At 49.5% G+C, this 13,213-nt stretch carries 12 protein-coding genes; 9 read left to right on the top strand and 3 right to left on the bottom strand.

Annotated elements, in window-relative coordinates; all coding sequences use genetic code 11:
* Positions 1-689: 689 nt before the first annotated feature.
* The 6 genes from rppH to ABEA14_RS10015 are packed head-to-tail and all read left to right on the top strand — an operon-like array spanning position 690 to position 6,642.
* Positions 690-1,196, top strand: a complete 507-nt coding sequence (gene rppH / locus ABEA14_RS10040) for an RNA pyrophosphohydrolase (RefSeq protein ID WP_345339855.1) — start codon at positions 690-692, stop codon at positions 1,194-1,196.
* Between the two features lie 28 nt (positions 1,197-1,224).
* Complete coding sequence (ptsP, locus tag ABEA14_RS10035; protein WP_345339995.1) at positions 1,225-3,507, top strand: phosphoenolpyruvate--protein phosphotransferase; 2,283 nt, start codon at positions 1,225-1,227, stop codon at positions 3,505-3,507.
* Positions 3,508-3,511: 4 nt separating this feature from the next.
* Positions 3,512-4,318 carry a sulfite exporter TauE/SafE family protein gene (locus ABEA14_RS10030; RefSeq protein WP_345339854.1) on the top strand — a complete coding sequence of 269 codons (807 nt, stop codon included), beginning with the start codon at positions 3,512-3,514 and terminating at the stop codon, positions 4,316-4,318.
* A 15-nt stretch (positions 4,319-4,333) separates the two neighbouring features.
* A complete protein-coding gene (gene lgt, locus ABEA14_RS10025) occupies positions 4,334-5,137 on the top strand; it encodes a prolipoprotein diacylglyceryl transferase (RefSeq protein ID WP_345339853.1) in 804 nt (267 codons plus the stop codon).
* Positions 5,138-5,147: 10 nt separating this feature from the next.
* Positions 5,148-5,942 (top strand): thymidylate synthase, encoded by a 795-nt coding sequence (thyA, locus tag ABEA14_RS10020; RefSeq protein WP_345339852.1) that lies wholly within the window; start codon positions 5,148-5,150, stop codon positions 5,940-5,942.
* 37 nt (positions 5,943-5,979) lie between these two features.
* A complete protein-coding gene (locus ABEA14_RS10015) occupies positions 5,980-6,642 on the top strand; it encodes a response regulator (RefSeq protein WP_345339851.1) in 663 nt (220 codons plus the stop codon).
* Between the two features lie 59 nt (positions 6,643-6,701).
* On the opposite strand, the gene olsF is transcribed toward ABEA14_RS10015, so the two are convergent.
* Complete coding sequence (gene olsF, locus ABEA14_RS10010) at positions 6,702-8,429, bottom strand: bifunctional ornithine lipid synthase OlsF (protein WP_345339850.1); 1,728 nt, start codon at positions 8,427-8,429, stop codon at positions 6,702-6,704.
* A gap of 119 nt (positions 8,430-8,548) precedes the next feature.
* Positions 8,549-9,343 carry a UDP-2,3-diacylglucosamine diphosphatase gene (locus ABEA14_RS10005; RefSeq protein WP_345339849.1) on the bottom strand — a complete coding sequence of 265 codons (795 nt, stop codon included), beginning with the start codon at positions 9,341-9,343 and terminating at the stop codon, positions 8,549-8,551.
* Between the two features lie 248 nt (positions 9,344-9,591).
* Between ABEA14_RS10005 and ABEA14_RS10000 the strand changes: the two genes are divergently transcribed.
* Positions 9,592-9,909, top strand: a complete 318-nt coding sequence (locus tag ABEA14_RS10000) for an ArsR/SmtB family transcription factor (protein ID WP_345339848.1) — start codon at positions 9,592-9,594, stop codon at positions 9,907-9,909.
* 223 nt (positions 9,910-10,132) lie between these two features.
* On the opposite strand, the gene rpsT is transcribed toward ABEA14_RS10000, so the two are convergent.
* Positions 10,133-10,393 (bottom strand): 30S ribosomal protein S20, encoded by a 261-nt coding sequence (rpsT, locus tag ABEA14_RS09995; RefSeq protein WP_345339847.1) that lies wholly within the window; start codon positions 10,391-10,393, stop codon positions 10,133-10,135.
* A gap of 244 nt (positions 10,394-10,637) precedes the next feature.
* On the opposite strand from rpsT, the gene murJ reads away from it, so the two are divergent.
* Together murJ and ribF are read left to right on the top strand one after the other, a co-directional pair.
* Complete coding sequence (gene murJ / locus ABEA14_RS09990) at positions 10,638-12,158, top strand: murein biosynthesis integral membrane protein MurJ (protein WP_417291732.1); 1,521 nt, start codon at positions 10,638-10,640, stop codon at positions 12,156-12,158.
* A gap of 60 nt (positions 12,159-12,218) precedes the next feature.
* A complete protein-coding gene (gene ribF, locus ABEA14_RS09985) occupies positions 12,219-13,160 on the top strand; it encodes a bifunctional riboflavin kinase/FAD synthetase (RefSeq protein WP_345339845.1) in 942 nt (313 codons plus the stop codon).
* Positions 13,161-13,213: the final 53 nt, after the last annotated feature.

Genomic DNA, 13,213 nt, shown 5'->3' with positions numbered 1-13,213 from the left:
AAAGATAACACAGAGTGTTGACTAATTCTTGTCCGGGTAAGAATTGAGAGGAGGCTAGAACTGATTAACTTACTGAAAAATAAGGCCTAGAGAGCGTTTTAGCAATGCGGGAGAAAGGAGTTATGAAGGTTACACCAAGAGTTCAGCTGGGTTGCGCACAATCTTATCCACAGAAAACTTGGATAACTGTTGAAAAAAGTGTGTTTGCAGGCAGTTATCATCGACTGAGTGTGTCATAGGTTAGCTTTTCTGCATCTTTGATTAGATCTTGTTCATTCATATTGTGGATAAAGCTGCACTGATTGAAAACTGTTCAGCTTTGATAATTCACATTCAGCATGTTTATTTACGATCTTTTTGTTAGGTGTACGATCGTATCTAAGATCGAAAAGTGATGGGTTAACCATATGATATAAAAGATAATTAATTGCATGTCTCGATTTTATTCTAAATCTTCTTATTGATGTAGTTATTCTACGATAGTGTTTATCCACAGGTTAGATCACAGGATTACACACAGAAAATGTGAATTGTTAGTGTCGGTGGCGTAGTGGGCTGTGAGTATTTTTTGCCTTGTTTTATTTTTATCCACTGAGAGCTGAGTCGTGTTACAGAAATGGGTGATTGCCGCCAATTCGCTATTGTGGAACAATCGAAACATGTAATTTTTTAGCTGGATACAGCGAACTGTGATCGATTCAGAGGGCTACCGAGCGAATGTCGGTATCGTCATCTGCAACCGATTGGGTCAAGTATTTTGGGCCCGCCGCTTTGGTCAACATTCATGGCAGTTTCCCCAGGGTGGGATTAACGAAGGTGAATCGGCAGAGCAGGCAATGTACCGAGAACTCTATGAAGAGGTCGGTTTAAAGCCTAAAGACGTCAAAATTATTGCAACAACCAAACATTGGTTGCGCTACAAATTACCCAAGCGGTTGGTGAGACGAGACTCGTCCCCGGTATGTATTGGCCAGAAGCAGAAGTGGTTTCTTTTGCGACTGGAATCTAAAGAGGATGCCGTTAACCTTAAAGCCAGTAATCATCCAGAGTTTGATGATTGGCGTTGGGTCAGCTTTTGGTATCCGGTCCGTCAAGTGGTCTCCTTTAAGCGCGAAGTCTATCGTCGTGCCATGAAGGAGTTTGCTGTGGCTGCCCAGCCGTCGCAAAAACACCGCTCAAGAAAGCGTAGAAGGTAAGGGAGAGGCTTAGCTTATGGCGATGGAGATGTTGACGACCCTGCGACGTATCGTGCAGCAGGTCAATCAGACCTCCGACCTTGAGCAAGCGTTGGACCTGCTGGTGGCGGAAACCAAACTCGCCATGGAGGCGGACTGTTGCTCCGCCTATCTCGCCGACTACGAACAACAACAATTTCTTTTAATGGCAACCGACGGTCTTGATCGATCTGCGGTTGGCCAGGTGTCTATTGGTTTTTCTGAGGGGCTGGTTGGTCTGGTTGGTCAGCGTGAGGAACCGATCAATGTTGCGGATGCAAAACAGCACCCCAGATTTAAATACTTTCCCGAAGTAAAAGAAGAAACCCTGTGTGCTTTTCTGGGCACGCCAATCATTCATCAGCGAAAGGTGTTGGGTGTTTTGGTTGTGCAGCAGGCGGATGCCAGACAGTTTAGCGCCAGTGAAGAATCATTCTTTGTTACCCTGGCAGCTCAGTTGGCGACCGTTATTGCCCATGCAGAAGCGCGCGGCGTCCTAGACCGCGCCAGTGGTAGAAAACGCAGTTGGGTGAAAAGTCTGCGTGGTGTTCCCGGCTCTCCCGGCGTTGTTGTTGGAAGAGCGTTTGTGGCGGAGCCAAGCTACAAACTTGAAGCGGTACCTATTACTAAGAGTCAGGATAAAGATGCTGAATTGAAGCGCTTTATCCATGCGTTAGCGTCTACCCGGCAGGAATTGCGTTCGTTGGCTAACCGGATGACGGATCAAGTCAGTCCCGAAGTCGCAGCGATCTTCGATATGTATCAGCATATGCTGCAAGACGTTTCGATCGCGGATGCTATCGAGGCCGAAATTGAAACCGGTCTGACCGCGCAATCGGCAGTAAAGAAAGTACTGGTTGGTTTTATCGATCAGTTCGAGGCGATGTCCGACCCATACATACGCGAGCGAGCCAGCGATGTCCGGGATCTTGGACAGAGGTTATTGGCACAGCTGAATCCCAACAAACATGAGCAGCGTACCATGGGCGATCAGGTGATCCTGGTTGCTGAAGAGGTGACGGCGTCCATGTTGGCTGAGATCCCAAGGCGCAAGCTGGTGGGCCTGCTCTCGATGCGTGGTTCCAATAACTCCCATGCGGCCATCCTGGCCAGGGCCATGGGTATTCCTGCGTTGCTGGGTATTGAAGAGGTGCCGGTCAGTCAGCTGGATGATCTTGAGCTGATTATTGATGGTTATAGCGGGGATCTATATGTCTCGCCCAATGACGCCATTAAGAACGAGTACCAGCGACTGATCGCCGAAGAGGTTGAGCTTCGCAGTATCTACACCAAAGAAGCGGACCTGAGTGCCACCACGCCAGATGGTTTTGAGGTACGCATTCATCTGAATGCAGGCCTGAGTGCTGATACCGATATAGGCCATAGTTCGGGGGCTGATGGTGTTGGCCTGTACCGCACTGAAATCCCCTTTATGATGGAAGATCGCTTTCCTTCAGAGGAAACCCAGTACCATATCTATCGAAAGGTTTTGGAAAGTTATTGCGGGCGCCCGGTGACCATGCGCACTTTGGATGTGGGTGGTGACAAATCACTGCCGTACTTCCCAATTAATGAAGACAACCCTTTCCTGGGGTGGCGTGGGATCCGCATGACCTTGGATCACCCGGAGATTTTTCTGGTTCAGGTGCGTGCCATGCTGCGAGCAAACCTGGGCATGGAAAGCCTGAACATCATGTTCCCTATGATCACCAGCATCAATGAAGTTGATGAAGCATTACGGTTAACACGACAGGCCTACCGGGAAGTCAGTGAAGAGATCGCCGCACAGGGTTCGAAAGCGCATCTTGCCAGACCAAGAGTTGGTGTGATGATTGAGGTGCCCGGGATCATTTACCAGCTGCCAGCATTAGCCAGTCGTATCGACTTTATCTCTGTGGGTTCAAATGACCTGACCCAGTATCTGCTGGCCGTGGATCGCAACAATTCTCGCGTTGCAGAGCTTTACGACTCTTATCATCCTGCGGTGCTGCAAGCCTTACGACACATTTTCGACCAGGCGCACCAGTGTGGTATTCCTGTCAGTGTGTGTGGTGAGTTGGCCGGAGAGCCTGCCGGTGCGCTGTTGCTGATGGCTATGGGGTATCGTCAGTTAAGTATGAACATCCATAACATTCCTAAAATTAAGTGGGTGATACGTAAGTGTCGCCTTGATGAAGCCACATCAATACTCAATGAAGTGATGGCGCTGGAATGTCCTACCGATGTGCGTCGTGTCATGGCGCAACACCTGGATCGTCTTGGTTTAGGTGGCTTGGTTCGCGCAGGCAAGTAATCTTATGTCCTCCCTTTTACTGGTGCTGCTTTGCGCAATGCCTGTCGGTGTCGTTGTTGGTTTAATCTCCGGCCTGTTGGGCATTGGTGGTGGACTGATACTGGTGCCGGTATTTTACATTCTGTTGGTGTTTGTGGGTGTGCCACCAGAGATGTTGATGCCGATGGCGCTGGGTAGTTCGCTTGCCGCGATTATTGTCACTTCTTGTGCTTCTTGTCTGGCGCACCATCGATTGGGAAACGTCCCCTGGTCGATTATCCCCATGCTGCTCGCAGGCTTGGCGACAGGCTCTCTGATCGCCGGATACTTGGCTCATCACATTCCCGTATGGTTACTTGAAGCGGGGTTTGCCTGTTTTGCCGCCGTGATGAGTATGAGGATGTGGCGGCAGCGTAAACAGATGCAAGTCAATGAAACTAAAGTGATGACGCCCTGGTCTACCTTATCTGCGACTACGGCTATTGGCGCTTTCTCCGCATTGTTGGGCATAGCTGGCGGCACCTTGTTGGTGCCTTACTTAAGTGAGCGAGGACAACAGATGACTCGCGCAATTGGCGCGTCATCTTGCTGTGGTATCATCGTCGCCGCTGCTGGCGCATTGGGTTATGTGCTAAGTGGTTGGCGGGTTACAGGGCTGCCAGATTGGAGTCTTGGTTACGTCTATTTACCCTTAGTTGTTGGTGTCGTGGTAACTGCGCTGTTTAGTGCGCCAATAGGCGCCAAGCTGGCAAGTCGCTGGCCAACCCAAAGATTGAAAAGGATCGTGGCGGTTCTTCTACTACTCGTCGCGCTTAAACTGATTTTGTTTTAACACTTGGACCCCTCGATGGCCGATCAATACCTTGTATTTACGAAGATAGACCCAGTCATTTTTAGCATAGGCCCACTCTCAGTGCGCTGGTACGGCATGATGTATCTGTTGGCCTTTCTTGCTGCAATGATGCTGGCAAATTACCGCGCCAGTAAACCTGATTCCATTTTCACTAAAGAACAGGTCGGTGATCTGCTCTTCTACGGTTTCCTTGGGGTCATTTTGGGTGGTCGTATCGGCTATGTGTTGTTTTATCACTTTGATCTCTTTATTCAGAATCCGCTGTATCTGTTTAAGATTTGGGAAGGTGGCATGTCCTTCCACGGCGGATTATTGGGTGTCATTGCTGCCATGTTCTGGCATGCCAGAAAAGAGAAGAAAACCTTCTGGCAAGTTGCTGACTTTGTCGCTCCTATGATTCCTCTTGGCTTGGGGTTGGGGCGTTTGGGCAACTTTATTAACAGCGAATTATGGGGCCGGCAGACCGATGTGCCTTGGGCCATTATCTTCCCAGATCCCGCCGCAGGTGGCGTGCCGCGTCACCCCTCTCAGCTATACCAGTTTGCACTGGAGGGGATTGTGTTGTTTAGCTTACTGTGGTGGTTTTCTTCTAAAACCCGCCGTCCAGGCGCAGTCGCAGGGTTGTTCCTACTGGCCTATGGCTGCTTTAGATTTATTGTCGAGTATGTACGTGAACCGGACGCTCACCTGGGTGTGCTCATGAATGTGATTACTATGGGTCAATTGCTATCGCTTCCCATGATAATATACGGCGCGTATTTGATGTTCCGCCCTGCACCTGCAGCGGCCAAAGCGTAACGAAGGATTTATGAAACAGTATTTAGACTTGATGCAACTCCTGCTGGAGCAGGGTACCCGTAAAGACGATCGTACCGGCACTGGTACCTACTCTATATTTGGGCATCAGATGCGCTTTGACCTGTCTGAAGGTTTTCCGCTGGTTACCACTAAAAAGCTCCATCTCCGCTCAATCATTCACGAACTGCTGTGGTTCTTGAATGGCGATACCAATACCAAATACCTGAAAGAAAATGGAGTATCGATTTGGGATGAATGGGCTGATGAAAATGGAGACCTGGGTCCCGTATATGGCGCTCAGTGGCGCAGCTGGCCTTCACCTTCTGGCGAGCAAATCGATCAGATCAGCAAGGTGATTGAACAGATTAAAAACGATCCTGATTCTCGTCGTATTATCGTGTCGGCCTGGAATGTGGGTGAGTTGGATAAGATGGCGTTGGCGCCTTGCCACGCGTTTTTCCAGTTTTACGTTGCGGACGGCAAATTGTCTTGTCAGTTATACCAGCGTAGCTGTGACGTATTTTTAGGTTTGCCGTTTAATATCGCGAGCTATGCGTTGCTCACGCATATGGTGGCCCAGCAGTGTGATCTGGAAGTGGGTGATTTTGTGTGGACCGGTGGTGATACTCACCTTTACAGCAATCACATTGAGCAATCTAAGTTGCAGGTTACGCGTGAGCCGCTGCCTTTGCCTAAACTGGTGATTAAGCGTAAGCCAGCCTCAATCTTCGACTACAAGTTTGAAGATTTTGAGATCCAGGGCTATGAAAGCCATCCACACATTAAAGCGCCAGTTGCTATCTAACGACTTCGCTATTTAACGACTTACATAAAGGGCTGATATGGGCTTTAGCAAAGAGTTGAGTGAACTGAAGGTTCTGGTGGTTGATGACCAGCCGATCATTCTCCATATGATGGCGGGCGTGCTGAACCAGCTAGGATTAGCCAACGTCGATACCGCACAAAGTGCCGAGCTTGCCCTTTCGGTGGTTGAAGGTGGGGATGTCGATCTATTACTGGTTGATATCGAAATGGATGGCATGAATGGACTGGAACTGCTCAAGCGTATTCGTTGCGGGCAGACAGGCTTGTCCACCAACACACCCGTATTGGTGATCACCAGCCACACAGAAGCCAGTGTTCTGGGTACCGCCATTGCGTTGGATGCCAACGGTATCGTGGCGAAACCCGCGAAGCCAGAGCAACTAACCACCAAGATTTCAGATGCATTTAACACTAACTTCAGTGCCCGTCCACGTATTGGTTACGAAGTGATCCCGACCGATGTAGTCGAGTCTGGCGATGTCGTGCCTGAGCAGCAAGGTGCCCGAAATGTGCAGTTAGCTGACCTGGAAGAGGGAATGGTGCTGGCGGCTGCCGTCAAAACCCGGGAAGACAAGGTGTTGCTTAACCAGGGGATCCGGATCTCTGCAAATACCATTGATCGCTTGAGAGAAGTTCAAGACCTGCTTCCCGATGAGGCCACGTTTAAAGTTGTCGACTGACAATTAGCAGAGTGTTGTTCTGAGGAAAAAGCCTCATCTGTCGATGAGGCTATTTCTATTTATACTAGGGCGAGTTCGGTGTTAGGTGTTGGCATATAACGCTGGCGCTTTTTCTCTTTCAACATGGTGATATCCACCAATACCAGGCCGTCTATACAGGCACCGAAGTCGGGATCGATGCCGAAATCAAGAAACTTCACGCCGCCCGGCTCACACACTTCGCTGTACTGTTTATACAAGGTGGGAACACTGCAGCCCATATTGGCCAGCATGTTTTTTAATACCAGGAAGTCTTCAGCATAGTTGTCGCCTTGAAACGCTTCAGTCAATTGGCTGTTATCTGCCAACCGGTATGGGCGGTTAGATCGGGCTATCTCCGACTCACTGCCGAAATACTGTAGGTAGAAGCGTATCATCAGGTCTCTGGCTGCTTCCGGCATATCTTTACTGATGGAGACAGGCCCGAATAGATAGCGGCACTCAGGGTAGCGGCTGATGTAAGCGCCAATACCGTGCCAAAGGTAATCAAGTGAGCGTTTTCCCCAGTACCTTGGCTGAACAAAGCTACGTCCCAGCTCTAAACCAGCATCCAGATAGGGCTTCATCTCTTGCTCAAATTGAAATAGGGAGGCTGTGTAGAGGCCCCTGACGCCGCGCTCTTCAACGATCTTTTTAGTGGGTGCAAGCCGGTACGCGCCAGCAATTTCAAGATCACTGGGGTCCCAGAGGATCAGTTGCTCATAATAGTTATCGTATTTATCCAGATCGCGTTTCTTACCGGAGCCTTCACCTACCGCACGGAACGCGACTTCACGCAGCCGACCGATCTCACGCATGATGATGGAATTAACGCCGTCTTTATACAAAAGTATCTGCTTGCCGTCCGGCGTTTCACCCAACAACTCACACTCTTTTAATGCTTGTTGAAGATAACTCCGGTTTTCTGGATGACTGATCCCTTTTTCGGTTCGAAACAGTGGTGATTTGCCTGTGCCGATACGATAGAGGTGGCGTTTAAATAGCTTAACCTTGCCTTTATTGGTGAGCTGATCGCCGCGATAAGAGTCGTGAGGGATTGGGTCGCCAATGCGCAGTGACAGTGAGCCACTTTGCTGTTTGAACATCTCTTGCGCCAGCAGCAGCGTAGAAAGCGGCTTGTATAGCATGGAGGTACTGTAAAACAGCGCTGAGTTACGGCCTTTAATATTGACGGGCACAATCGGTGAACGGCTTTGTGAAGCAATCCGAAGGAACCCCCCGCGCCATTTAGTATCGCGAACCCCCTGAGGGCGCAAGCGAGACACCTCGCCGGCGGGGAAGATGATCACAGCGCCATCCTGGTCCAGGTAATCATTAATAGCCTTCAGCTGAGACTGCTTACTTCCTCCCCCCATGGCATTGACTGGTAGAAAGAGGTCTCTCAGCGGTTCCAGGCTATAAAGCAGTTCATTGGCAACCGCTTTTACATCCTGGCGTATGGTGCTGACTAAATGAAGAAGCGCCAAGCCATCCAGGGAGCCGATAGGGTGGTTGGCAATGATGACGACCCGCCCCGATGAAGGAATGCGTTCGCGTTCATTTTCTTTGACTGCGTAGGTGAAGTCGAAGTGCTCAAAGATCTGCTCAATAAGCGCAATACCGCGTAGATGGGGATACTCCTCGGAAAATTTAACGAACTCTTTTTCATTGAGGAGTTTTCTCAGGGTCGCACGAACGGTTTTATGCAACCAGGGCTTCTCGTGCAACTGCGGGTAATATTGGTTTATCAGCTTTTCTACAGACAACATAACATCAGGACCATCATCAGCAACTGGTCACAAAACTACCTGTCCCTGATGACGGAAATGATGCGTTTTTTTTGCAGTAATGTTTCAGCTGACCGTTTTTCCTGCCCTATCTCCAGCAGCTAAGCGGCTTTGCCTTCAAGTACAATCTCTGCAATCTGCTGGCGCTGCTCACTCCAATGAATAAGCTCGATGTCGCCATTTCGTTGCTCTACTAATGCGGTGCAGCTTTCAACCCAATCGCCATCATTCATATAAAGGATGCCATCTTGCTCGCGCAGGTTAGGTACATGGATGTGACCGCACACAATGCCATCAAAGCCATAACGTTTGGCTTCGTGGATGGCTGCCTGCTCGAAACGCTCTACTGCGGCATTCGCTTTTTTACTTTTCTGTTTGAGGTAGGTTGCCAAAGAAAAGTAGTTCATGCCTAACTGACGGCGCCAGCGATTGCTCCAGCGATTCAGCCACAGGACAAAATCGTAAGCACGGTCGCCAAACCAAGTTGTGAGAGGGCCACATTTCACTGCGGCGTCAAACTTATCGCCGTGCAGCATCAACAACTTTTTGCCTTGATGTGTGGTGTACTCGAATTGGTGGTGTAGCTCCAAACCGAACAGTGGTAGCTGGTCAAATGCACGAAGGTCTTCGTCGTGGTTGCCGGGTACATAGATAATTCTGGTACCTTGTTTTGCCATCGTTGTCAGCTGATGCAGAACAGCCTGATGAGATTCAGGCCAGTAGCTGCGTTTTTTTAATGCCCAGAAATCAATGACATCACCGACCAGAAATAGATGTTCGGTTTTGATACTGCGTAGAAATGAGAGTAGGTAGGTTGCTTGGCAGTCACGACTGCCGAGGTGGATATCTGAAAGCCAGATAGCTCTGTATTGGTGTACAACGGCGCTTGCTGCCATGTTCCGTTTCCTTTATCTCTCGTGTAAACAGACCTTAGAAGCTGCCGAAAAGATAGAAATGGCATATGAAAAAGCGGTGACAATCGAATGACGATTAAATGACCAACCCTCTTATTAGCCCTAATTTGGTGATTAGTTGATGCTAACGTGATCTGAGTGACAAAAAACTGACGCTTTTTTCTGTTTTTTTGACGATACCTTGGTAAGATAGTGTCACTTTTTCGGCAATCAAGGTACTGGGAAGGGAAATGAACCTGGATCAAATACGAACCAATTCGGCACCCGCGGTAAAGCTGCTGAAGGCTATGGCAAACGAACGACGCCTTTACATCTTGTGTCATCTGCATGATGGAGAGTTGTCAGTAGGTGAACTGGCTAAGCTGGTGGACTTAAGTCAATCGGCGTTGTCACAACACCTGGCTTGGCTGCGGCGCGATGGGTTGGTAAAAACACGCAAGGAAGCTCAGACGGTATTTTATTCCTTGGCCAGTGTAGAGGTTAGTCAGATGATTTCTTTGCTACACAATATGTATTGTGAAATAGCACCGGAAGCAGAAGCGGCGTAAGCCGCTTTTCTTTTGCCTGAAATCTAACAGTAAGTTAGAAGCAGGAGTAACATGGCCCGGATAGTTTGCCGAGCATCGGCGTTACTCTTGTTGCTGGATCTGCAACAATAAAACTCTCTCTGCTGACTGCAGTGGGAGTTTTTGTGTACATCATAGTCCGCACTGTTTTTCGGGCATAAAAAAACCGGCTGACGCCGGTTTTTTTAATTCGAATTCTTTGAGCTTACAGGGCTGCGATCTGAGAACTCAGGCGAGCCTTGTGACGGGCTGCTTTGTTCTTGTGGATCAGGCCTTTAGCTGCAGCGCGGTCCAGAACTGGCTGGGCGCTTGTGAAAGCTTCTTGAGCGGCTGCTTTGTCACCGGCTTCAATTGCTGCAATTACCTTCTTCAGGTAGGTGCGCATCATTGAACGACGGCTAGCATTGTGCTTACGGTTCTTCTCCGACTGCACTGCGCGCTTCTTAGCTGACTTGATGTTAGCCAAAGTTGACTCCTAAAACTTGTTTCAGAGGGTTTATCAAAAGGCCGAGGAGGGTATTCCTTTTTCGGCCAAAAGTCAATCAACACTTTTGACACCGGAAAACAATTTGGTTTCCTTTGCCAAGCAGCGCTAAGATGGCGCGGAATTCTATCAGCAAATTTCTCTACTGGGTAGCGCAACTTCTCAGTACGTTCAGGGAGTGTTCGTGGGTAAACATTTGGTGCGCTCTGGCGCTATTGTCAGTGCCATGACCCTTATCAGCAGGGTGCTTGGGTTGGTCAGGGATGTGGTGATAGCTAACCTGCTGGGAGCCAAAGCCGAAGCCGACGTATTTTTCTTTGCCAATAAGATTCCCAACTTTCTTCGTAGACTCTTTGCTGAAGGCGCCTTTGCCCAGGCATTTGTTCCCGTATTTACCGAGACGAAAGAAACTGGCGAGCTATCCGATGTGCGCGCTTTGGTCGCGAAGGTTTCTGGAACCCTAGGCGTGCTCGTTACTATCGTTACATTTTTGGGGGTCGTGGGTGCGCCGGTCGTCACGGCTATTTTCGGTACCGGCTGGTTTATCGATTGGTGGAACGATGGCCCGAACGGAGAAAAGTTCGAGCGGGCTTCCCTGTTACTGCAAATCACCTTTCCTTATTTGTGGTTTATTACGTTTACCGCGCTTTCCGGCGCCATTCTCAATAGCCTGGGGCGTTTTGCCGTCGCTGCGTTTACCCCCGTATTCCTTAATATTGCCATTATTGGTTTTGCATTATGGGTATCTCCTCAGCTTGACCAGCCGGAGATGGGGCTAGCATGGGGCGTGTTTTTTGGTGGCATGATCCAATTTGCCTTCCAACTGCCATTTCTTTGGCGAGCCAAAATGCTGGTCAAGCCATCATGGGGGTGGAATACACCTGGGGTTGTGAAAATTCGCACCTTGATGATCCCGGCGCTGTTTGGTGTGTCGGTTAGCCAGATTAACTTGCTGTTTGATACTTTGATCGCTTCATTCCTGATGACCGGCTCTATCAGCTGGCTCTATTACTCAGACCGCCTGCTGGAGTTTCCCCTCGGTCTTTTTGGTATAGCCATTGCGACCGTGATATTGCCGCATCTGTCTGCCAAGCACGTTTCTGATGGTAAGGAAGCATTTGCCGCGACCGTTGACTGGGGCGTTCGCGCAGTCTGTTGCCTTGGCTTTCCTGCCGCGTTGGGATTGGTGGTATTGGCGCAACCTATGCTGATGGTGCTGTTTATGCACGGTGCGTTTGATGTATCTGACAGCCGTATGGCTAGTTATAGCCTTGTTGCGTATGGCAGTGGTTTGGTCAGCTTTATGTTGGTGAAAGTCTTGGCGCCGGGTTATTACGCTAGGCAGGACACAAAGACTCCGGTGAGATTCGGCATTGTCGCCATGATTAGCAATATGTTTTTTAACCTGGTGTTTGCCATCCCTTTTGGTTATGTCGGACTTGCCATCGCGACCAGCTTGTCGGCCACGCTTAACGCCGCGCTGCTTTACAGAGGGTTGTCGAAACAAGGGGTTTTTCGGATTTCAAAGGAGAGCATTTCAGTACTGGTACGGATGCTTGGCGCTGCTGTCGTGATGGCCGCTGTTATCGGACTATTGAAACCTCAGGAAGCCCAGTGGATAGCCTATGAATTTTCTATGCGGGTGACAGTTCTCGCAGGACTAATCCTGGCGGGTGGCGTGACCTATTTGAGCGCCTTATTACTGTTAGGGATCAGGCCGAGAGATCTGGTTTCGCGCGGGAGCTGATCCTGTGGCTAGAGTGGTATATAATCCCGCGGTTTGGTTTGAAGCAAAGTTGGAGCAGCAATGGAGCTGATTCGCGGCGTACATAATCTCTTGCCGCAACATCACGGCTGCGTGTTGACGATTGGTAATTTTGACGGCGTGCATTTAGGGCATCAGGCGGTCATTGGCTCATTGCGAGCCAAGGGCGAAACGTTGGGTTTGCCTGTCACCGTGATGACCTTTGAGCCACAGCCACAAGAGCTGTTCCAGCCCGATATTGCTCCTCCACGCTTGTGCACGCTGACGGAAAAGGTCGCCAAGTTGGCTGAACTTAGTGTCGACAGAGTGCTGTGTGCTTCGTTCAATCGTAAGTTGGCGAGTCTGAGCGCAGAGCAATTTGTTGAAGAGTTAATTGTGAGTAAGCTCGGTGTGCGTCACTTAGTTGTTGGCGACGACTTCCGCTTTGGTGCTAAACGGCTTGGGGATTTTGAAATGCTCCGACAGGCGGGGGCAAAACACGGCTTCAGTGTTGAAAGCACTAAGAGTTTTTGTCGTCAGCAGCAACGGATCAGTAGTACTTTGATTCGCCAGGCATTGGCCTGTGGCGATTTAACCCTGGCTGAAGAGATGCTAGGGCGACCTTATAGCATCAGTGGTCGGGTATTCCATGGTGACAAAAAAGGTCGCCAGCTTGGTTTTCCTACTGCCAACCTGGCGCTGAAAAGGCATAAAGTAGCCTTGTCTGGCGTGTTTGCCGTTAAGGTTCACCTGTTCGAAGACGACACCGTATATCAGGGCGTAGCGAACCTGGGCGATCGTCCAACCATGAACGGACGTGAGCCGAGGCTGGAAGTCCACCTGTTTGACTACCAGGGTGATCTATACGGTAAACGTATAGAAGTTCAGCTTTTAGACAAGCTGCGTGATGAACAAAAGTTTGAATCGTTTGCAGCGCTAACGGCTCAAATAGAGAAAGATACAACGCAGGCTCGCCGCTTTTTTGGCGCCGTGCCTGCTAATTGATTTAAATCTGTGCATATAAATGCCTCAAATGAAGAGGCTCGGAACGTAAGTAC

The sequence above is a fragment of the Corallincola platygyrae genome, assembly GCF_039544265.1.
Lineage (GTDB): Bacteria > Pseudomonadota > Gammaproteobacteria > Enterobacterales > Neiellaceae > Corallincola > Corallincola platygyrae.
The sequence above is the reverse complement of the archived record's forward strand: the minus strand, read 5'-3'. Positions and strand labels throughout refer to the sequence as shown.

What these genes read in the sequence shown, in the direction of transcription:
- ptsP (WP_345339995.1), top strand. Translation starts at nt 1,225, where the DNA reads ATGTTGACGACCCTGCGACGTATCGTGCAGCAGGTCAATCAGACCTCC.
- ABEA14_RS10030 (WP_345339854.1), top strand. Translation starts at nt 3,512, where the DNA reads ATGTCCTCCCTTTTACTGGTGCTGCTTTGCGCAATGCCTGTCGGTGTC.
- lgt (WP_345339853.1), top strand. Translation starts at nt 4,334, where the DNA reads ATGGCCGATCAATACCTTGTATTTACGAAGATAGACCCAGTCATTTTT.
- thyA (WP_345339852.1), top strand. Translation starts at nt 5,148, where the DNA reads ATGAAACAGTATTTAGACTTGATGCAACTCCTGCTGGAGCAGGGTACC.
- ABEA14_RS10015 (WP_345339851.1), top strand. Translation starts at nt 5,980, where the DNA reads ATGGGCTTTAGCAAAGAGTTGAGTGAACTGAAGGTTCTGGTGGTTGAT.
- olsF (WP_345339850.1), bottom strand. Translation starts at nt 8,429, where the DNA reads ATGTTGTCTGTAGAAAAGCTGATAAACCAATATTACCCGCAGTTGCAC.
- ABEA14_RS10005 (WP_345339849.1), bottom strand. Translation starts at nt 9,343, where the DNA reads ATGGCAGCAAGCGCCGTTGTACACCAATACAGAGCTATCTGGCTTTCA.
- ABEA14_RS10000 (WP_345339848.1), top strand. Translation starts at nt 9,592, where the DNA reads ATGAACCTGGATCAAATACGAACCAATTCGGCACCCGCGGTAAAGCTG.
- murJ (WP_417291732.1), top strand. Translation starts at nt 10,638, where the DNA reads ATGACCCTTATCAGCAGGGTGCTTGGGTTGGTCAGGGATGTGGTGATA.
- ribF (WP_345339845.1), top strand. Translation starts at nt 12,219, where the DNA reads ATGGAGCTGATTCGCGGCGTACATAATCTCTTGCCGCAACATCACGGC.